The organism is Streptomyces sp. NPDC088157 (assembly GCF_044741545.1).
GTDB lineage: Bacteria > Actinomycetota > Actinomycetes > Streptomycetales > Streptomycetaceae > Streptomyces.
The window spans coordinates 46941-67085 of the sequence record NZ_JBIUSU010000002.1 but is presented as its reverse complement, the minus strand read 5'-3'; the positions used below and the strand labels follow the sequence as shown (position 1 = coordinate 67085).

16 protein-coding genes, 3 tRNA genes and 2 pseudogenes are annotated in these 20145 nt (G+C 71.6%); 11 read left to right on the top strand and 10 right to left on the bottom strand.

Annotation, left to right across the window (positions count from 1 at the left end; all coding sequences use genetic code 11):
* Positions 1-774: a protocatechuate 3,4-dioxygenase subunit beta gene (gene pcaH / locus ACIPFH_RS06720; RefSeq protein ID WP_356264023.1), complete on the bottom strand. Its 774-nt coding sequence runs from the start codon at positions 772-774 to the stop codon at positions 1-3.
* Positions 775-791: 17 nt separating this feature from the next.
* Positions 792-996 (bottom strand): annotated as a pseudogene (locus ACIPFH_RS06715) (3-oxoadipyl-CoA thiolase); the annotation flags it as partial.
* A 298-nt stretch (positions 997-1294) separates the two neighbouring features.
* Here ACIPFH_RS06715 and ACIPFH_RS06710 point away from each other — a divergent pair.
* The gene (locus tag ACIPFH_RS06710) at positions 1295-1759 is read left to right on the top strand and encodes a MarR family winged helix-turn-helix transcriptional regulator (protein WP_401823887.1); all 465 of its coding nucleotides are present in this window, start codon (positions 1295-1297) and stop codon (positions 1757-1759) included.
* Positions 1760-1847: 88 nt separating this feature from the next.
* Here the strand turns inward: ACIPFH_RS06710 and ACIPFH_RS06705 are convergent, their stop codons facing one another.
* Positions 1848-2864 (bottom strand): DUF3048 domain-containing protein, encoded by a 1017-nt coding sequence (locus tag ACIPFH_RS06705; protein WP_401823884.1) that lies wholly within the window; start codon positions 2862-2864, stop codon positions 1848-1850.
* Positions 2865-3073: 209 nt separating this feature from the next.
* On the opposite strand from ACIPFH_RS06705, the gene ACIPFH_RS06700 reads away from it, so the two are divergent.
* Positions 3074-4264 carry a zinc-dependent alcohol dehydrogenase gene (locus ACIPFH_RS06700; RefSeq protein WP_401823883.1) on the top strand — a complete coding sequence of 397 codons (1191 nt, stop codon included), beginning with the start codon at positions 3074-3076 and terminating at the stop codon, positions 4262-4264.
* A 283-nt stretch (positions 4265-4547) separates the two neighbouring features.
* Here ACIPFH_RS06700 and ACIPFH_RS06695 read toward each other — a convergent pair whose 3' ends face one another.
* On the bottom strand, positions 4548-5624 hold the full coding sequence (locus ACIPFH_RS06695; RefSeq protein WP_401823881.1) for an ATP-dependent DNA ligase: 1077 nt from the start codon (positions 5622-5624) through the stop codon (positions 4548-4550).
* A gap of 110 nt (positions 5625-5734) precedes the next feature.
* Between ACIPFH_RS06695 and ligD the strand changes: the two genes are divergently transcribed.
* Entirely contained in the window at positions 5735-6772 is a 1038-nt protein-coding gene (ligD, locus tag ACIPFH_RS06690; RefSeq protein WP_401823879.1) for a non-homologous end-joining DNA ligase, read from the top strand.
* Between the two features lie 12 nt (positions 6773-6784).
* Here ligD and ACIPFH_RS06685 read toward each other — a convergent pair whose 3' ends face one another.
* Positions 6785-8929 (bottom strand): OmpL47-type beta-barrel domain-containing protein, encoded by a 2145-nt coding sequence (locus tag ACIPFH_RS06685; RefSeq protein ID WP_401825072.1) that lies wholly within the window; start codon positions 8927-8929, stop codon positions 6785-6787.
* A 53-nt stretch (positions 8930-8982) separates the two neighbouring features.
* Positions 8983-11460 (bottom strand): ThuA domain-containing protein, encoded by a 2478-nt coding sequence (locus ACIPFH_RS06680; protein ID WP_401823877.1) that lies wholly within the window; start codon positions 11458-11460, stop codon positions 8983-8985.
* A 199-nt stretch (positions 11461-11659) separates the two neighbouring features.
* On the opposite strand from ACIPFH_RS06680, the gene ACIPFH_RS06675 reads away from it, so the two are divergent.
* Positions 11660-12676: a multicopper oxidase domain-containing protein gene (locus tag ACIPFH_RS06675; RefSeq protein WP_401823875.1), complete on the top strand. Its 1017-nt coding sequence runs from the start codon at positions 11660-11662 to the stop codon at positions 12674-12676.
* 138 nt (positions 12677-12814) lie between these two features.
* A complete protein-coding gene (locus ACIPFH_RS06670) occupies positions 12815-13840 on the top strand; it encodes a LacI family DNA-binding transcriptional regulator (RefSeq protein WP_401823873.1) in 1026 nt (341 codons plus the stop codon).
* A gap of 60 nt (positions 13841-13900) precedes the next feature.
* On the opposite strand, the gene ACIPFH_RS06665 is transcribed toward ACIPFH_RS06670, so the two are convergent.
* Positions 13901-14692: a VOC family protein gene (locus tag ACIPFH_RS06665; protein WP_401825071.1), complete on the bottom strand. Its 792-nt coding sequence runs from the start codon at positions 14690-14692 to the stop codon at positions 13901-13903.
* 308 nt (positions 14693-15000) lie between these two features.
* Here ACIPFH_RS06665 and ACIPFH_RS06660 point away from each other — a divergent pair, with 308 nt between their 5' ends.
* The 5 genes from ACIPFH_RS06660 to ACIPFH_RS06640 all read left to right on the top strand — a co-directional run bounded on the left by ACIPFH_RS06660 (position 15001) and on the right by ACIPFH_RS06640 (position 18123).
* The gene (locus ACIPFH_RS06660) at positions 15001-15246 is read left to right on the top strand and encodes a WhiB family transcriptional regulator (protein WP_356262687.1); all 246 of its coding nucleotides are present in this window, start codon (positions 15001-15003) and stop codon (positions 15244-15246) included.
* 107 nt (positions 15247-15353) lie between these two features.
* Positions 15354-15426 (top strand) — tRNA-Ser (locus ACIPFH_RS06655).
* A gap of 9 nt (positions 15427-15435) precedes the next feature.
* A tRNA-Glu gene (locus ACIPFH_RS06650) sits at positions 15436-15507 on the top strand.
* 37 nt (positions 15508-15544) lie between these two features.
* Positions 15545-16909, top strand: coding sequence for an SDR family NAD(P)-dependent oxidoreductase (locus ACIPFH_RS06645; protein WP_401823871.1), 1365 nt, complete (start codon positions 15545-15547; stop codon positions 16907-16909).
* Entirely contained in the window at positions 16906-18123 is a 1218-nt protein-coding gene (locus ACIPFH_RS06640; protein WP_401823868.1) for a ribonuclease inhibitor, read from the top strand. Before ACIPFH_RS06645 ends, ACIPFH_RS06640 begins: the two co-directional genes overlap by 4 nt.
* A gap of 76 nt (positions 18124-18199) precedes the next feature.
* On the opposite strand, the pseudogene ACIPFH_RS06635 reads toward ACIPFH_RS06640, so the two are convergent.
* Positions 18200-18412: pseudogene (locus ACIPFH_RS06635) on the bottom strand (hypothetical protein); the annotation flags it as partial.
* Positions 18413-18511: 99 nt separating this feature from the next.
* Between ACIPFH_RS06635 and ACIPFH_RS06630 the strand changes: the two are divergent.
* Positions 18512-18587 (top strand) — tRNA-Trp (locus ACIPFH_RS06630).
* Between the two features lie 20 nt (positions 18588-18607).
* Here the strand turns inward: ACIPFH_RS06630 and ACIPFH_RS06625 are convergent.
* A complete protein-coding gene (locus ACIPFH_RS06625) occupies positions 18608-18913 on the bottom strand; it encodes a hypothetical protein (protein ID WP_401823867.1) in 306 nt (101 codons plus the stop codon).
* An 84-nt stretch (positions 18914-18997) separates the two neighbouring features.
* Complete coding sequence (locus tag ACIPFH_RS06620) at positions 18998-19972, bottom strand: acyl-ACP desaturase (RefSeq protein WP_401823865.1); 975 nt, start codon at positions 19970-19972, stop codon at positions 18998-19000.
* Positions 19973-20145: the final 173 nt, after the last annotated feature.

Sequence of the window (20145 nt, the reverse complement as noted above, 5' to 3'; positions counted from 1 at the left end):
TCAGCGTCCTTCTTCGATCCAGGTGGCGTGCGGCCCGTCGAGCACGATGTCCCAGTGGTAGCCCATCGAGAACTCGGGCACCGACAGGCTGTGGTCGTAGGTGGCGACCAGCCGTTGCCGGGCCGCGTCGTCGGTCACCGACTGGATGATCGGGTCGTACGGGAACAGCGGGTCGCTCGGGAAGTACATCTGCGTCACCAGCCGCTGTGTGAACGCCGAGCCGAAGAGCGAGAAGTGGATGTGGGCCGGCCGCCAGGCGTTGAGGTGCTGACGCCACGGGTAGGGGCCCGGCTGGACGGTGGTGAAGCGGTAGAGACCGCTGTCGTCCGTCAGGGTGCGGCCGACTCCCGTGAAGTTCGGGTCCAGCGGAGCATCGTGCTGCTCGCGCTGATGGGCGTAGCGGCCCGCCGAGTTGGCCTGCCAGATCTCGACCAGCTGGCCGCGGATCGGGCGGCCGTCGCGGTCCAGCAGCCGGCCGGACACGGTGATGCGCTCACCGATCGGCTCGCCGTTGTGCTGCCGGGTGAGGTCGTTGTCGATCTCGGTGATGTCGCGCTCGCCGAAGGCGGGGGAGGACAGCTCCACCAGCTCGGGGTCCTTCGTCACGTCGATGGTGACCGGAGGCTGCTTGGGGTGGCGCAGGACGGAGGAGCGGTACGGCGCGTAGTCGCGGCGCGGCTGGTGTTCGACGGGCGCGCCGTCGGCGAGCCGCTTCTCGTACGCGGCGTGCTCGGCCGCGATCTCCTGGTCGATGTCGGCTTGCGTGAGAGTCATGGGAGTTCCTGCGTTTCCTAACGTTCGAGGACGAGGGCGGGGCCCTGGTCCACGCCGATGCGGCGGGTGGCGGCCCCGGCGCCGACACTCCGTCGGGCGAGCCGGTGGGCGACCGTGCCGGCGAGCGGGGCGCCGGAGGCGCCGAGTGGGCGACCGAGGGCGACGGCGCCGTCCCGCGGGTCGACGACCGCCGGTTCGAACACGCCACTCGGCCGCACAGCCGGGTCGCCCTCGCGGCGCGGGTTCGACACGGGCGCGGGCTCGCCGCCGAACAGGCCCGCCTCCTGAGCCGTGGCGACCACCTCGTCCATCCGCGAAGCCCCATCTCTTCCACCCCCGTGCCGTCGATTAATCAGGACACTGACTAATCACTCGAGGTTTCCCACACGCTGCCACCGGAGGATGGAGCAGTCAAGACCCCAGGCAGGAGGTCTGTCCGAGGTCACTCGAGCGCGAGACTGGGTCGCCCGTACGCGCTATCGTTCAGTGCACCGATGAAATCTCACGCTGAGGAGCGCACATGGCCGCGGTGGACCTCACCAGCCACCCCGGGCACCTGGCCCGGCGGCTCCAGCAGGCGCACTACCTGCTGTGGAACACGATGGTCTCCGAGGAGATCACCTCGCCGCAGTTCGCGGTCCTCAACGCGCTCGTCGCCGAGCCGGGTCTCGATCAGCGCACGGCGGGGGAGCGGGTGGGCCTGGACCGCTCCACCATCGCCGAGGTGATCAGCAGACTCATCCGCCGGGGGCTTCTCGACAAGGTCCGCGATCCGCAGGACGGGCGCCGCTTCCTGTTGGGGCTCACCGACGAAGGACTGCGCACCCACCGCCGACTGACCGTGCGCACGGCCCGGATGAACCAGGTCTTCCTGTCCCCGCTCTCGGCCGCGGAGCAGACCCTGTTCCTCGAACTCATCCAGCGGGTCTCGGACGCGGCCGAGGGGCTGCGCAATCCGGGGGAGACCGTGGCCGCCCCCTCCTGACCGAAGCGGGCCCCCGCGTCCCGACCGCGACGCCTCCTCCGTCCTGATCGTGCGTGCCCCCGCCAATGTGCTGCCCGGGGCACGCCGGTCACGGCGCCTGCGCGAACAGGACCCACACCTGACCCCGGGCGAAGCCGACCGGACTGCCGTCGTCGGTCGTGAAGTCCGTGCCGTCCGCGGCCGTCCGCCGTTCCCAGTTGACGTCGTAGGCCCGTCCGTCGCGCAGTACCCGCGCCTTCCCCGCGCCCACCGTCTCGGTGTACGGCGTGTTGTTGCCGAGGAAGTCGTGGAAGTCCGACGCGCGCACCTTCACGTACTGCACGACCACCGTGGCCGGGGCCACCCGCTGCCCGTCGGCGGTCACGGTCGGCGCGCCGTCCGTCGAGACCAGCCAGCGCGTCCGGCCCGCGGACCAGGTGAAGGTGAAGCGGGCCGCCGGGTAGCGCACGGTGACCGAGGGCTGCGCCGTACCGCCGGAGGGCGCGTCCCCGTAGTGGAACCCGGTGGTCAGCGCGGCGGCGCCCGGCGCGGAGGGCAGCAGGCGGCTCGGGCGCAGATAGAGGTTGTGCGGCGCGGCCCGGTCCGTGCCGCGGTAGTAGGCGCCGGACGCCTCCTCGGGGGTGACCGCCTCCAGCGGCGCCCGGTCGATCAGCGGCAGCAGCTTGCCCTGCGCCCCGGAGAACGCCAGGACCGGCTCGTGGAACTGGCGCAGCAGCTCCAGATCCGACTCGCGGGCGCTGCGCACGGGACCGACGGCCTGCGGCACCGTGGTCGCGTACACGGCCATCAGCCGGCTCAGCCCGCCCTCGACCTGTTCGGCGTACACGATGTCCGCGGAGTCGATGCCGGTCTGCGGCCGGGCGGCGGGCGCGTTGTCGATCTTCACGGCGAGCACGGAGCCGGCCACGGCGGTGGGGCCGGTGCCGCTCGGGCTGGGCTTCACCGACGCGCTCCGGCCGTCGTCGTCCGTCGAGGGCTCGCGGCCCGTCGTGCAGCCGGCCGCGAGGGAAATGGCCAGTGTGGTGGTCAGCAGCGCCGCGACCACCGCGGAGTGCCGGGCGCGCACCGCGCGCGCCGGACGTCCCGAACGACTCGTGCCCGTCATGGCGACCCCCGTTCCGTGTCTCGATTGTGCGCTCGTCCGTTCGAGAGTGGCTATGGGTGACGGCGGGGTCGGGCGCGGACCGCCGGGCGGAGGGAAGGGGTCCGCGGTCCTCGCGGTTCGGGGCGGGGTGGTCGGGTACCCGGGGCGCAGCCAGGCCCGGTACCCCGGACCCGCCGGGACGGACGGGTCGGCGGAGGGAGTGCGGCACGATGAAGGCAGTGACCTGGCAGGGCAAGCGGGACGTACGGGTGGACACCGTTGCGGACCCGACGATCCAGGAACCGACGGATGCCGTCATCCGCGTCACGTCCAGCGGCCTGTGCGGCTCCGACCTGCACCTGTACGAGGTGCTCACCCCGTTCATGACCCCGGGCGACATCCTCGGCCACGAGCCCATGGGCATCGTCGAGGAGGTCGGCGCCGCGGTCCCCGACCTCAAGGCCGGCGACCGGGTCGTGGTGCCCTTCCAGATCGCCTGCGGCAACTGCTGGATGTGTCTGAACGCGCTGCCCACCCAGTGCGAGACGACCCAGGTCACCGGCGAGGGCATGGGTGCCGCCCTGTTCGGCTACACCCGCCTGTACGGGGCGGTGCCCGGCGGCCAGGCCGAGTATCTGCGGGTGCCGCAGGCCCAGTTCGGCCCCGTCAAGGTGCCCGAGGGACCTCCCGACGACCGGTTCGTGTACCTCTCCGACGTCCTGCCCACCGCCTGGCAGGCGGTCGCCTACGCCGACATTCCCCAAGGCGGCAGCGTCGCCGTGCTCGGCCTCGGCCCCATCGGTGACATGGCCTGCCGGGTCGCCCAGGTGCGCGGCGCGGGCCGGGTGTTCGGCGTGGACCTGGTCGGCGACCGGCTGCGCCGGGCCCGCGCGCGGGGCGTGGAGACGTACGACCTCCGCAGCTTCGACAGCGAGAAGGAGCTCGTCGCCGCCATCCGCGACGAGACCGACGGCCGCGGCCCCGACGCCGTGATCGACGCGGTCGGCACCGAGGCGCACGGCAGCGCGGCCGCCCGCATGGTCCAGAACGCCTCCGCGATGCTGCCGCGGAAGCTGAGCGGCCCGCTCGCCGAGCGTTTCAGCGTCGACCGGCTCGCCGCCCTGCACACCGCCATCGAGCTGGTACGGCGCGGCGGCACGCTGTCCCTGGTCGGCGTCTACGGCGGCATGGCCGACCCGCTGCCGATGCTCACCATGTTCGACAAGCAGCTCCAGATCCGCATGGGCCAGGCCAACGTGCGCCGCTGGGTCGACGACATCCTGCCGTACCTCACCGACGAGGACCCGCTCGGTGTCGACGACTTCGCCACCCACCGTGTGCCGCTGTCGGAGGCCCCGCAGGCCTACGACACCTTCCAGCACAAGCGGGACGGCGCGGTGAAGTTCCTCATGACGCCGTGAGGACCCTCGACGACGCCGTGACACCGGTCGCGGACCGGGCCCGGGGCGGCGACCCGGTGGCCGTCGGACCCGGTGACCGTCGGACACCACGTGACCGTCGGGCCCGGTGGCTGTCGGACACCACGTGACCGTCGGGCCCGGTGGCTGTCGGACCCGGGACCGTGGGGTCCCGGGCGGGAAACGACGGTTGCGGTCCGGCCGGTGACGCGAAGCCGGTTCTCGATCCGATGGCGGGCGTGACACCGGGAGCGAATCGGCCTCCGCGTGCGAAACCGGTTCCGGATCACGTGCGGGGCGGCGTCCCGAGGATCTCCGCCAGGTCGTAGCGCACCGGTTCCTCCAGCTGCGCGTACGTGCAGCTGGCCGCGGTGCGGTCGGGGCGCCAGCGGCGGAACCGGGCGGTGTGCCGGAACCGTGCCCCGTTCTCCATGTGGTCGTACGCCACCTCCGCCACCCGCTCGGGCCGCAGCGGCACCCAGGACAGGTCCTTCTTGCCCGACCAGCGGCTGGGCGCCCCCGGCAGCCGTGCCGTCTCGTGCGCGGCCTCCTGCGACCAGGCCGCCCACGGATGGCCCGCCGCGTCCGCCATGCGCAGCGGCTCCAGTTCCTCGACCAGTTCCGCCCGGCGCTTCATGGGGAACGCCGCGGACACGCCGACGTGCTGGAGGACGCCCCGGTCATCGTGGAGACCCAGCAGCAGCGAGCCCACCACCGGACCGCTCTTGTGGAAGCGGTAGCCGGCGACGACGACGTCCGCGGTGCGCTCGTGCTTGATCTTGAACATGGCGCGCTCGTCCTGGAGGTAGCGCAGGGTGAGCGGCTTGGCGATCACACCGTCCAGGCCCGCGCCCTCGTACTCCTCGAACCACTGCCGCGCCACCTCGGCGTCGGTCGTCGCCGGCGCCACGTGCACGGGGGCCGTCACCCCGGCGAGTGCCCCGGTCAGCAGCTCACGCCGGTCGCTCAACGGCACGTCGACGAGCGACCGGTCGGCGAGCGCCAGCAGGTCGAAGGCCACGAACGAGGCCGGAGTCCGCTCGGCGAGCATGCGCACCCGGGAGTCCGCCGGGTGGATGCGCTCCGTGAGGGCGTCGAAGTCGAGCCGCCCCTCCCGGGCGATCACGATCTCCCCGTCGAGCACACACCGCTCGGGCAGCCGCTCCCGCAACGCCTCCACCAGCTCGGGAAAATACCTGGTCAGCGGCTTACCGGTGCGGCTGCCCAGCTCGATTTCGGCCCCGTCGCGGAACACGACCGCCCGGAAACCGTCCCACTTCGCCTCGTACTGCATGCCCGGCGGAATCGCCGCCACCGACTTGGCGAGCATCGGCTTCACGGGCGGCATCACCGGCAGATCCATGCTCCGATTCTGCGCGAGGATCACGGGGACCGCCCGGTGTGCGGACCGTCCGGCGTACGGGCCGCCGCGAGCTGATGCGAGCTGTCGGAGGTGTGTCTACCGTGGCTCGCATGGGCGATGCGGTGGAACTGGAAGTGGCCGGCCGGACGGTACGGCTGTCCAGCCCCGACAAGGTCTTCTTCCCGGAGCGCGGCTTCAGCAAGCTGGACCTCGCCCGCTACTACCAGGCGGTCGCGCCCGGCATCCTGCGCGCGCTGCGCGACCGCCCCACCACCCTGGAGCGGTACCCGGACGGTGTGGGAGGCGAGTCCTTCTTCCAGAAGCGGGCGCCGAAGAACATGCCCGACTGGATCCCGACCGCCCACATCACCTTTCCCAGCGGACGCAGCGCCGACGAGATGTGCCCGACGGAGGAGGCGGCCGTCCTGTGGGCCGCCCAGTACGGCACCCTCACCTTCCATCCGTGGCCCGTGCGCCGCACCGACGTCGACAGCCCCGACGAACTGCGCATCGACCTCGACCCGCAGCCCGGCACCGATTACGACGACGCGGTCCGCGCCGCCCACGAACTGCGCGCCGTCCTCGACGAGTTCGGCGGTCTGCGCGGGTGGCCCAAGACCTCCGGCGGGCGCGGCCTGCACGTGTTCGTGCCGATCGAACCCCGCTGGACCTTCACCCAGGTCCGGCGCGCCGCCATCGCCGTCGGCCGTGAGATGGAGCGGCGGCTGCCGGAACGGGTGACGATCAAGTGGTGGAAGGAGGAGCGGGGGGAGCGCATCTTCCTCGACTACAACCAGACCGCGCGTGACCGCACCATCGCCTCCGCCTACTCCGTACGCCCCCGGCCGCACGCGCCGGTCTCGGCGCCGCTGCGCTGGGAGGAGGTCGGCGACGCCCACCCCCGCGACTTCGACCTCGCGACCATGCCGGCCCGTTACGCCGAACTGGGCGACGTGCACGCCGACATGGACGAGCACGCGTTCTCCCTGGAGGCCCTCCTCGAACTCGCCCGCCGCGACGAACACGACCACGGCCTGGGCGATCTGCCGTATCCGCCGGAGTACCCGAAGATGCCCGGAGAGCCGAAGCGGGTGCAGCCGAGCCGGGCGCGGCACGAGGACGCCCCGGGCGGGCCCGGGGCGTCCTAGCGACCGTTCCTGTCAGAGTTCCTTGACGCGGATGTCCCGGTACGAGACGACGTCCGTCGTGCCGTGCACCTGCAACCCGATGTAGCCGGAGGCGAACCGCCGGCCGTCGGTGCCCGGGTCGTCCGCGCGCGGCGGGGAGAACTCCTGGCCGCCGGTGTTGTCGAACTCGTTGATCAGCACACCGTTGCGGTAGACCGAGTAGTGCTGGTCGACCACCCTGATCTCGTAGTCGTTCCAGGTCCCCTTCTGGGTGACGCCCGCGCCGGCGAGTCCCACCCGGTCGAAGCCGTACACCGACCCCGTCTTGTACATGTCGCCGTCCGGCCGGTCCAGTACCTGCACCTCGTGCCCGTACTTGATGGCGACCCACTCCGGTCGCGACTCCTCGGGGTGGTCGTGGACCCACGGGAAGCGCACGAACACACCGGAGTTGGCGGTGCCCGTGCCCGGAGCGTCGTCGCGCCACTGGAGCTTCAGCGAGAAGTCGCCGTACCTGCGCTCGGGGAACCACAGCATGCCCAGGCCCTCGCGGGTGGTCCCGCTGGTGATCGATCCGTCGGCGTTGCGTGCGAACGAACCGCCGCCCACCTGCTGCCACTTCGCGAACGAGTCCGCGCTGCCGTCGAGGATCGTGCGGTAGCCCTCGGTCTGGCCGGGCCTGCCGATCCCGGAGCGGCCGGCGGCCTCCTGTACGGCGTCGTACTCACGCTGGTCCACGACACCCTCGCCGAACAGCCCGTCGAGGACCGTCTTCACATGCTTGAGGAACAGCGCGTGGGACGTCCACTCCTTCTCGTCCTCGATCAACTCGTTGATCCGGCACCGCTTGTCGGTCAGCCGGTTCGGTACCCCCGAGTCGACCGTGCCGACGATCACCGTCGACCGCTCGTCGTACTCGGGGCAGTTGGGGGCCGGGACCTGGCTCGACACCACCGTGAAGGTCACCGTGCGCGCGGTGGAGGTGTTGCCCGCCTTGTCGGTGGCACGGTAGGCGAGGGTGTGCGGCCCCGCACGGTCGACCACCACCGGGTTGGTGTATGCCAGGTACGGTCCACCGTCGAGTGAATACTCGATCCGGTCGACACCCGACCCGTGCTCGTCCGTCGCGCTCACGGTCACTGCGGCATTGCCGACGTAGGCACCGCCGGAGTTCTTCGTGCCTTCGACGGTCACGCCGGTCACCGGTGGTGTGGTGTCCTGCGGGGTCGCCGCGACCACGGTGAACCGGACGCTCTTCTCGGCGGCCGCGTTGCCCGCCTTGTCGGTGGCCCGGTACCGCACGGTGTGGCTGCCGACCTGGTGCACCATCACGGGCGCGGTGTACGGCTCCCAGGCCCCGGAGCCGACCGCGTACTCGATCGTGTTGACGCCGGATCCGGTGTCGGAGGCCGACACGGTGACGGTCGCCATGTCGATGTACGTGCCGTCGGAGTTCTGCTCGCCGCTCACCGTCCCGGAGGTGTCCGGGGGTGTCGTGTCGTCGGAGGGCGGGGCGACAACCGTGAACGCGACGGTCTTCTCCGTGGAGACGTTGCCGGCCTTGTCGAACGCCCGGTAGCGGATCTGGTGGCTGCCGACCTGGCCGACGACGACCGGTGCGGTGTACGGGATCCAGTCACCCGCGGTGCCGACCGCATACTGGATTCCGTCGACCCCCGACCCGCCGTCGTCGGTCGCCCCGATCGCGACACTCGCCGAGCCGACGTACTCGCCCTGCGCGTTCTGTGTGCCGGTCACCTGCGCCGCCGTCTCGGGCGGTGTCGTGTCCTCGCCGCCGCCCTCGGTCACCACCAGGATGCCCTGCATCTGACCGTGGCCGGGGATCGTGCAGTGGTAGAAGTAGCGGCCCGGGGTCAGGGTGACCTCGGCGGTGTGCCGGCCGCCCGTGTCGTCGTTGGGGTTGGCCAGGATGTTCAGCGTGACGTCGTCGTTGAACTCGGGGTCGCTGGTCGCGAACGTCAACGTGTGCGGCATGCCCATGGTGTTGCCGGTCGCCACGCTGTTCTCGAAGACGATCGTAGCCCGACCCGCCACCGCCGTCGTCGGCGCCGAACCGTACGTGGTGATGTCGTCTCCGGCGGTCCAGGTGAGCACCTGGGCGGCGGCTTTCGGCTCGGACCGTGCCGCGGTGGGTGCCGCCTGAAGCCCCAGCGTCATCAGCACGGCGGCCAACAGGGTGGTCCAGATTCTTCGTTGTCGCGTTCGCCGTGTCACCGCGCCCCCCTCGCCAGCAGGTCGGCGGCCGGCGTCGGGCCCCCGCCTTTGTAAGTGACCTTCCACAGAGCCGACTTGGCGTCCGAGGTGAAGAAGCCGCGGCCGTAGTCGAGGACGTACAGGGCCCCGTCCGGACCGAACTTCCAGTCCATGAGGTTCTTGATGCCGTCGTTGCCGACCGGCACGATCTTCTTCAGTGACTCCGAGTGCACCGGCAGACCGCCCGCACCCTGCGTCCTGGGATCCATGACCACCGCGTTGCGCGGCTGATCGGCGTCGTAGAAGTCGCCGACGAACCACTTGCCGTCCCAGTACGCGGGCCACTTGGCCGCGCTCGCGCTGGTGGCGTCGTAACGGTAGACCGGGCCGTTCATCGCCGCCTGCCCGCCGCCCTTGAGCCAGGGAAGCCGGTAGGTCGCCTGGTCCTTGCGGTAGGAGGGGACGCCGTTCGCGTCGCGCGGGTAGTCGGGTGCGCCGCCCTGGGGCGAGTACCAGATGTTGTTCCCGGTGACCGGCGGCAGATTGACCAGGCCGTCGTTGTTCGGCGACTCGTTCTTCGGGTGATCGCAGTCGTACCAGCCCAGCGGCTGCGAGGGATCCGGCAGGTTGCGGTCCCGGTAGGGCTGCTTGTTGCCCATGCAGTACGGCCAGCCCCGGTTGCTCGCCCCGGTGATGACGGCGAACGTGTCGTACTTCGCCGGTCCCCAGGTCGGCGACGGCTCGCCCGCGTCCGGACCGACCCAGCCCGCGTACAGGACATCGGTCGTGCGGTCGACGAAGATGCGCGCGGGGTTGCGGACGCCCATCACATAGATCTCGCCGCGTGTCTTGCCGCCGCCCTCCTCGGTCTCCCGGCCCGTGAACAGGTTTCCCGCCGGAAGCGTGTACGTTCCGTCGGGTTCCGGATGGATGCGCAGGATCTTGCCGTTGAGGTTGTGCGTGTTGCCGGCCGTCCGGCGTGCGTCGGCGAAGGAGACGCCCCTGAAGTTCGGCTGCGGGTTGTTGCCGGAGTAACCATCGCTGAAACCACTGGAGTTGTTGTCCCCGGTGGCGATGTACAGGTTGCCCTTCGAGTCCCAGGCCAGCCCGCCCCCGGCGTGACAGCAACTGTGCACCTGCACCGGCCACTTGAGCAGCACCTTCTCGCTGCCGAGGTCCAGCCTGTTCGTGGCGAGGTCGAGCGTGAAGCGGGAGACGCGCCGCTCGGCCATCCGGGTGTCCCGGTCGACGCCCGAGTGGGGCGTGTAGTGCAGGTACACCCAGCCGTTCTGCTCGAAGCGCGGATCGACCTCGATACCGAGGAGCCCTTCCTCGACCTTGACGAGCTCGTCGCCGCCGCCCTTGTTGCCGAAGACCGTCAGTTCCCCGGCCAGAGTGACCTTCCTGGTCGCCGGGTCGTAGACGTGGATCTGTCCCCTGCCCTTGCCCACGTCCGGGTTGCCCCAGTCGGTGATCACCGGCTGGGAGGAGTCGGCGCCGCCCCGCCCGATGTAGAGCACGCGGCCGTCGGGCGCGGTGACCAGGCCGTGCGGTTCGCCGATCTGGTCGTTGCGACCGGGCTGGTTGGCCGGGGTCAGACGCTCGGCCTTGTAGTTCCCGGTGATGGTCGCCTTGCAGTCGGCCTGTACCAGCCGGGTCGTCCACAGCAGGGCGCCGCGCAGATGCGTACGGAAGTCCGTCTCGTCGTACGAGGAGGGCGTGCCGCCCATACCGGTGTAGAAGGAGCGGCCGCCGTCGTAGTCGCGGCACCAACTGACGGGGTGGTCCGAGCCGTTGGCGCCTGTACCCGGCCGGTACGTCGACTCGCGCACCCGGGCGACGGTGTGCACCTCGCCGGACGGGTTCTTCACCCAGTTCGGCCACAGGTCCGGGCGCTTCCACTCCAGCGGCAGCGCCCCGGTGGCCGGATGCCGCCGGTCGCCGACCTCGACGGTCGCCCGCTGTACGGTCGTCGGGCTCGACGCGGCCGGACGGGCGCCGATCAGACCGGTGAACCAGTCCGAGTACGGCTCCGCGCGGGCAGCGTCGTGGACGCCGACGAATCCGCCGCCCGCCTCCATATAGGTTTCCAGACCCGCCTCCTGCTCCGGGTCGAGGACGTCACCGCCCCCGGTCAGGAACACGACCGCGTTGTAACGGCTCAGCGTCGTCCCGCTGGTGAAGACGGAGGCGTCGTCCGTGGCCTCGACCTCGAAGCGCTGGTCCGCCGGTCCGGACAGGCCGATCCGCTCAATGGCCTCGATACCGGCGTTGACCACCGGTGACTCGTCCCCGGCCGCGGCGGACCCGTGGAAGATCAGCACTCGTACATTCGCGTCGCCGGGCGGCGACTTGACGGACATCGTTGTCAGGGGTGGTTCCGGGGCCGGGCGCGCGCCCGCGGCGGGCGCGGACAGCAGGCCGGCGACGAGCGTTCCGCACGCCACGGCGGTCACCCGGATCCGTTTTCTCTTGCTCAACCCTCGTAAGTGCATGGGCACCTCCTCGGTCACAGCGACAGCGCCAAGGAAGCTAGACCCCATTTGCACGACTCGCCAATAGCTATGACCGCAATGGCACGAACTTTGTCCTGGGTGTGGAGAAACGGCGGAACCCCCGGTACCGTCTCACAGGTTCATCACAGGCTCGTCTTCTTCATCGTCGCAAATTCCGTACCAGGGCGGGGAGTTCGGCATGGACAGACGCGGGTTCAACCGTCGGGTGCTGCTGGGCGGCGCCGCCGCCGCGACATCGTTGTCTCTCGGTCCGAGGGCCGCGGGCGCCGACGGACCGGCGAGGACCGCGCCGCCGGGGGGAGCGGTCAGACACCTCAAGCTGTTCGCGGAGAGGCTCGCCGACGGGCAACTCGGCTACGGCCTGGAGAAGGGGAAGGCGACCATCCCCGGGCCGCTGATCGAACTCGACGAGGGCGACACCCTCCACATCGAGGTGGAGAACACCCTGGACGTGGCCGCGAGCCTGCACGTCCACGGCCTGGACTACGAAGTGTCCAGCGACGGCACGAGGTTGAACCGCAGTGACGTCGAACCCGGTGGCACGCGCACCTACACCTGGCGCACCCACGCCCCCGGCCGCCGCGCCGACGGCACCTGGCGTGCCGGCAGCGCGGGCTACTGGCACTACCACGACCACGTCGTCGGCACGGAACACGGCACGGGCGGCATCCGCAAGGGTCTGTACGGGCCGGTGATCGTCCGGCGCAAGGGCGACATCCTGCCCGACGCCACCCACACGATCGTCTTCAACGACATGACGATCAACAACAGACCCGCCCACTCGGGTCACCAGGGCCCCGACTTCGAGGCGACGGTGGGCGACCGGGTCGAGTTCGTGGTGATCACGCACGGCGAGTACTACCACACCTTCCATATGCACGGTCACCGCTGGGCCGACAACCGCACCGGCCTGCTCACCGGCCCCGACGACCCCAGCCAGGTCGTCGACAACAAGATCGTGGGCCCGGCCGACTCCTTCGGCTTCCAGGTGGTCGCGGGGGAGGGGGTGGGCGCCGGCGCGTGGATGTACCACTGCCATGTGCAGAGCCACTCCGACATGGGGATGGTCGGGCTGTTCCTGGTGAAGAAACCCGACGGCACGATCCCCGGCTACGAGCCGCACGCGCCGCACGAAGCGCGGAAGTCGCAGGAGCCTCGTGGGACGGACGAGAGCGGCGACACTCACGAGCACTGAGGGGCCGAGGGGATGAGCTCGATCCCGGCGCGGGGAGACCGGGGAACCGTCCTGTGCGCGAAGAGGTCGGAGAGCGCTCTCATCGGGGCCGCACGCCGGAGCTATCCTGATCCGCAGCCGGCCAGGAGGAGCTCCGAAGTGACCGAGACAGCTTCGCGTCCCACGCTGGAGGCCGTGGCCGCACGGGCCGGGGTCTCCCGGGCGACCGTGTCGCGGGTCGTCAACGGCGGGGACGGGGTCCGGGAGCCGCTCGTCGAGCGGGTCCGGCGGGCCGTGGAGGAGCTCGGCTACGTCCCCAACCAGGCGGCGCGCAGCCTGGTGACGAAGCGGCACGACGCGGTCGCCGTGGTCATCGCCGAACCCGAGACGCGGGTATTCGCCGACCCTTTCTTCGCGCTCCAGCTCCGCGGTATCAGCAAGGAACTGACGGCCCACGACAACCAGCTGGTGCTGCTGCTCACCGAGGGCCGCGACGACCACGCCCGGGTCGCCCGCTACCTCGCCGGCGGCCATGTCGACGGGGCACTGGTCTTCTCGCTGCACCTCGACGACCCGCTGCCCGGCCTGATCCAGGGCGCCGGTGTCCCGACCGTCTTCGGCGGCCGCCCGGGCTGGAGCGACGGCACGCGGGACGTGGTCTACGTCGACAGCGACAACCGCGGCGGCGCCCGCGAGGCCGTACGCCTTCTGGCCGGCCTCGGCCGTACCCGCATCGCGCACATCACCGGGCCCCTCGACCAGACCTCCGCGGCGGACCGGCTCGACGGATACCGGGAGGTCATGGGCGACACCGACCCGCGGCTCGTCGTCGAGAGCGACTTCACCCCCGGCGGAGCCGAACGGGCCATGCGGGAGCTCCTCGACCGCTGCCCCGACCTGGACGCCGTGTTCGCGGCCAACGACCTCGCCGCCTCGGGGGCCCTGCGCGTCCTGCGCGCACACGGGCGGCGCGTGCCGGAGGACGTCGCCGTGGTCGGCTTCGACGACATGCTGCCCGTCGCCGAACAGAGCGACCCGCCGCTGACGACGGTCCGTCAGGACATCGAGGAGATGGGCCGGATCATGGCCCGCCTCCTGCTGCGCCGACTCGACCGACACGTCGCCGACGAGGAACCGAGGGGCGTGGTCCTGCCCACCACTCTGGTGCGCCGCGCTTCGGCCTGACCGGGCCCGGCCCCTCCTTCTCGGGCCGGGCCGCTCTTCTCCACATCCTCCCGCACCGCCTCACATTTCCTGCGGCACGCTCCTGATCAGCGCGAAGCGCGCCCCATACGGGTCGGCGAGCCTGGCGATGCGGCCGACGCCCTCGACGTCCGTGGCGGGCATCCGCACCGTGCCGCCCAGCTCCTCCGCCCTGGCCACGACCGCGTCCACGTCGGCGGTTTCGAAGTACGGCAGCCAGAAGGCGCCGGCCCCGGCCTCCGTGGGATCGTCGGCCAGCGGGACGATGCCGCCGAACATCGCGTCCTCCCCGGCACCCGCCGGGTTGAGGCAGGTGTAGGTGCCGCCGGGGAAGGGGGCGGCGGACGTCTCGAGGCCCAGCGTCGCGTGGTAGAAGGCGGCCGCCGCGGCGACGTCCGGCGTGTACAGCTCGACCCAGCACAGCGAACCGGGTTCGCCGGCCACGTCAACGCCCGCGATCCGTCCCGGCTGCCAGAGGCCGAACGGCACGCCCGCCTGATCGGCGAGGACCGCCATCGTGCCCTGGCCCATCACGTCCATCGGCGCGAGCAGGACCCTGCCGTGCGTCTGCTCCGCCGCCTTGGCCGTGGCCTGCGCGTCCGGCGTCCGGAAGTAGACCGTCCACGACGGCGGGCCCTGCGCGGGAGTGGTCTGCATGCCGCCCGCCACGGTCCTCCCGTCCAGCTGGAAGAAGCCGTAGCCGCCGGCATCGGGCCCCGCCGACCGGAACCGCCAGTCGAAGAGAGCACCGTAGAAGGATGTGGCGCCGTCGATGTCGGACGTACCGACGTCGATCCAGTTGGGAGCGCCGTTGACGAAACGGGTGGTGAGCATCATTGCCCTCCTCGAAGGGGTCCCGTTCTCTGCTCTGCCGAGTCTCGCACCGCCCACTGACAATCGCTGCCGGAGTACGGCCACGGGCGCGAACGCGTCGCACGGTCACGGCCGGTCCACGGGGAGACGGCCGGTGCTCGTTCCGTGTCCGTGAGTGTGCCGAGGCGGGCCGAGTGTGCCGAGCCGTGCCGCGCGCCGCCGTGCGCCGGGGTGGCGACAGGAGCATCATCGGGCGGCCGGAGCCCTTGCGACGCCGCGTATATCCGGCGTTGATCGAACGTTTTGCGCCGCCGGGCACGATCCTGGCCATGCACACCGACACGATTCCGACACCCGACCTCGGCTGGCAGCGGGAGGCGCTGTGCGCACAGACCGGGGCGGACTTCTTCTTCCCCGAGCCCGGCAGCTCGGTGCGTGAGGCCAAGCGCATCTGCGGCATGTGCGAGATGCGTACCGCCTGTCTCGATTACGCCCTGGCCAACGATGAGCGCTTCGGCGTCTGGGGCGGCCTGTCCGAGAAGGAGCGCCTGAACCTCCGGCGCACGGCACGCTGACCGTGCGGTCACGGAGACCGGTGCGGTCGCGCCGACCTCTGTGGGAGCGGCGACCCCGAAACCGAGTGACCGCGTCGCGGGGGTGCGGTTAGGATCCGGGGGCGCGTCCGGACGTAGCGCAGAGGCAGGCGCACCACCTTGCTCAGGCGAATCACGCCGGTTCGAATCCGGCCGTCCGGACACGTGCGCGGTCCCGTAGAGCAGAGGCAGACTCGCCACCTTCTCAGGGTGGATACGCCGGTTCGAATCCGGTCGGGACCACGGTACGGCGAACACGGGGCGGGCGGGGCGGGGACGGATGGCCGAGGAAACCCAGGGGGCGGCGTTCCACGCGTCGGTCACCGAGGAGGAGCTGGCGGCCTTCCACCACGTCGTGGGCAAGCTGCGCGCGCTGCCCGTCGACGATCCCGCACGGCTGCGGGCCGAGCAGGTCGCCGCGTCCTTCGCCCGCGACGGACGGCTGCGACGGCGCAAGGAGCGGGGCGCCGAGGTGGCGGCCGCCGACGCGGCGGCGATGGCGGCGACCGCGACCGGTGCCCTGGACCGGCGCGAGGACGCTCCCCTGGCGGACGCGGGACCCGGAGGCCGCTTCCACCGGCCGCGCACCTGCTACGTCTGCAAGTCGCCCTACCGGGAGGTCGACACCTTCTACCACCGGCTCTGCCCCGCCTGTGCCGCCGACAACGCGGCCCGCCGTGCGCTGAGCACCGACCTGAGCGGGCGCCGGGTCCTGCTCACCGGCGGCCGGGTGAAGATCGGCTTCCAGCTGGCCCTCATGATGCTGCGGGACGGCGCGAAGACCGTCGTCACCTCCCGTTTCCCGCACGACACCGTCCGCCGCTTCCGCGCCGAGCCGGGCAGCGCCGCATGGCTGGACCGGCTCACCGTCGTCGCCGTCGATCTGCGCGACCCGCGCCAGGTGCTGGGCCTGTGCGAGGAACTGCGCCAGGAGGGCGAACCGCTCGACATCCTCGTCAACAACGCGGCGCAGACCGTGCGTCGCCCGCCGGAGTCCTACGCCCTGCTGGCCGCGGGCGAGTACGACGCGCTGCCCGAGGGCGCGCGCCGGGCGCCCGGGTTCACCCCGATGCGGATGCTGGAGGGCTTCGGCGGCTCCGTTCCGGCGCTGCCCGCCGCCCTGCGCGAGGCCGACGAGGCCGGACTGCTGCCCGATCCCTCCCCGGAGAACTCCTGGTCGGCCCGGCTCGGCGCGCTCGACCCGGCCGAGCTCCTGGAGACGCAGCTCGTCAACGCCCTCGCGCCCGCGCTGCTGTGCGACCGGCTGCTGCCGCTGCTGCTGGCCTCCCCGCACCCGCGCCGGTACGTGGTCAACGTGACGGCCGTCGAAGGCCGGTTCGCGGTGCGCAACAAGATGCCAGGGCACCCCCACACCAACATGGCCAAGGCCGCCCTCAACATGCTCACCCGCACCAGCGCGGCCGCTCTCGCCGAGCAGGGGGTGCACATGTGCGCCGTGGACACCGGCTGGATCACCGACGAGAACCCGGCGCCGAAGAAGGCCCGGATGGCGGGAGCGGGCTTCCGCACCCCGCTGGACATCGTGGACGGCGCGGCACGCGTGTACGACCCGATCGTGCGGGGCGAGGCCGGCCACCCGGTGTCGGGCGTGTTCCTCAAGGACTACCGGGAGGCGCAGTGGTGAGCGAGGAGAACGCGGCGGGGCCGCAGCCCGGGCCGGGACCGGCCGGATTCGCCGGAGTGCCCCACGTCGTGCCCCGCCCTCTCGCCGAGCTCGCCCCGCTGCTCGACTGGCTGCGCGCCGGTCGGCCGGCGGGGGAGCGGCTGGACTTCGCCGCGGGCACCGCGCTGCCCGACGGGCGGCTCGACCTGTGCAAACAGGCACTGGGGGCCGAGGGCGCGGCCCTGGTCGCCGAGGCCCTGGCCGACGGTCCCTCCCCCGTACGGCATCTGCTGCTCGGCACGGACGCCCTGGGGGACGACGGCGCCGCCACCGTGGCCGGTACGGACGCGCCGGTCGAGACGCTCTACCTCGGCTGCAACGGCATCACCGCGGGCGGCGCCTGCCGCATCGCCGACCAGTTGCGCGCCTCACCGCAGGTGGTCACGGGGGTGTGGCTCAAGCGCAACCCGCTGGGTGGTGGCGGAGGGCGGGCCGCGGCCGAACTCATCGAGTCCGCCCGGAGGTTGCGCACGCTCGACCTGGTGCAGACCGGACTCGACGCGGCCGGCGTCACCGTACTCGCCGACGCGCTGCTGGCCGCAGCGGGCAACGGACGCCGGGTCGAGCGGCTGTTCGCCGGCGGCAACCCGCTGGGCGAGGTAGGCGCGGAGGCGCTCGCGGCCGTGATCGCCGCCGGAGCGATCGACGAACTGTACGTGTCCGCCGCCCGGTTGGGCGACGCGGGCGCACTCCTTCTCGCCGACGCCCTGGAGCGGGCGCCGTACGGACGCCTTACCCGGCTGTCGGTGGCGAGCAACGGCGTCGGACCCTCGGCCGCCGCCCGGCTGGTCGGCGCGGCCGCCGTCGCCGGTGTCACGCTGCTGGACCTCGGCCGGGTCCGCGCGGCGGCCGTCCTCGGCGCCGCGGACAACCGGCTGGACGCGGCGGCCGCCGAGACCATCGGGCGGGCGCTGTCGGCCGGCGAACACCGCCTCGCCCACCTCGTCCTGCGCCACACGGGGCTGCGCAGCCGCGAGGCCCACCGCATCCTCGACCACGCGCCCCGCGCGGCCACGGCCACCCGGTTCGTCCTGGGCCAGGGCATCGCCGCCAGTGTGAAGCGGCGCCTGGCGGCCCTCAGCGCCGCCGTTCCGCCCCCGGCCGTCCCGGCCGACGTGGCGGCCGTACGCAGCGTGCACCGCACGGAAGCGCCGCAGGCACCCGCGGAGGACTGACCCCCGTCCGCCGCCCTGCCCGCTCAGCGCGGTCACGTCTGTTCAGCGCCGCCCTGCCGGCTCAGCGCCGCATCCCCACCGCCGTCGTCGGGATCTGGTGGTGGCACTTGGTGTAGAGCCAGGACGCCACCGCCGACTCGGTCAGCCCGAAGTTCAGCAGCGCGGCCTCCTTGAGCCGCCGTGCCTCGGTGACCGCCCCGGGAGCCGCCGGCCGGTACGCCTCCAGCGCCCTGCGGTCGGACAGGTCGACCACCGGCGGACGCCGCCTCCCGCGCTCCCCGTACCCCATGTCGAGCCCCCCCGTGCCCTTTTTGCCGCGCTTCCCCCAGTGCCTCATTGGTAGCAGGCCCCACTGACATCGGGCCAAGGCATTACGCTCTGGGCAAGGGCGGGGTCGTAGCGCAGAGGCAGCCGCACCGGTCTCCAAAACCGGATCACGCTGGTTCGAATCCAGCCGCCCCGCCCCCCTCGGACGGCATGTGCCTCAGGCGATGGCGCCCGCCGCCGTCACGAGTTCCGGCGCCGTCCCGTGGAAGGTGCCGATGAGCTGCGCCAGCACCGCCCAGGCCTCCTCGCGGCCGCCCAGGTGATCCCGCACGAGCGGGCGCAGGGCGTCCTCGGCGTCACGGACACGTGCCGGGAACAGGACATGGCCCATCCGGGCGCGGCTCGCCCGCGGCCGCTCCCGCCGGGGCAGGCCGGTCCGTGCCCGTATCCGCTCGGCGGTGTCCTCGTCGGCCAGGCCGAGCAGGAAGCCGACCGCCTGCCGGTCCGTGTCGCTGTAACGCATGGCGGCATGATGCCGCAGGCCGCGAACGGCCCGCACCGGGAAATCGGTTCCCTGTGCGAGCCGTCGGGTGAGCGGGTCGTACGGTCAGCCCGCGGCGCGGGCCGCCATGCGGGCCTTGCGTGCGGCCAGTTTCGCGTCGAACTTCGAGGCCTCCTCGTCCAGGCCGCCCATGTACAGGCCGAGTTCCTCCTGGGCCTTGAGGCCCTCGGGGCCGAGGCCGTCGATCTCCATGACCTTCAGGAAGCGCAGCACGGGCTGGATGACGTCGTCGTGGTGGATGCGCAGGTTGTAGATCTCGCCGATCGCCATCTGCGCGGCGGCCCGCTCGAAGCCGGGCATGCCGTGGCCGGGCATGCGGAAGTTCACGATGACGTCGCGCACGGCCTGCATGGTGAGGTCGGGGGCGAGCTCGAAGGCGGCCTTCAGCAGGTTGCGGTAGAAGACCATGTGCAGGTTCTCGTCGGTCGCGATGCGCGCCAGCATGCGGTCGCAGACCGGGTCGCCGGACTGGTGGCCGGTGTTGCGGTGCGAGACGCGGGTCGCGAGCTCCTGGAAGGACACGTACGCGACCGAGTGCAGCATCGAGTGGCGGTTGTCCGACTCGAAGCCCTCACCCATGTGGGCCATGCGGAACTGCTCCAGCTTGTCCGGGTCCACCGCGCGCGAGGCGAGCAGGTAGTCGCGCATCACGATGCCGTGCCGGCCCTCCTCGGCCGTCCAGCGGTGCACCCAGGTGCCCCAGGCGCCGTCCCGGCCGAAGAGCGAGGCGATCTCGTGGTGGTAGCTGGGCAGGTTGTCCTCGGTGAGCAGGTTCACGACCAGCGCGATCCGGCCGATCTCGGTGACCTTGGACTGCTCCTTGTCCCAGGCCTCGCCGTCCTCGAAGAAGCCGGGGAAGTTGCGGCCGTCGCTCCACGGCACGTACTCGTGGGGCATCCAGTCCTTGGTCACCTTCAGGTGCCGGTTGAGTTCCGTCTCGACCACTTCCTCCAGCGCGTGCAGCAGCTTGGCGTCGGTCCAGACGGCGGGGCTGCCGAGGTGAGGGGAAGTGATCGTCACGAGAACTCCAGGGGACGTGAAGCGGAGTGGAACAATCCGGCGAGCGAAGCCGGAACTTACGGGATCGTAGGCTACGTATCCGTAGGTTACGAAGTCGTAGGTTAAGAGCCGTGTAAAGATCGCTGATCAGCCGGGTTGCGCCAGGCAATCCAGGGCATGTCAAACAGCCCCGG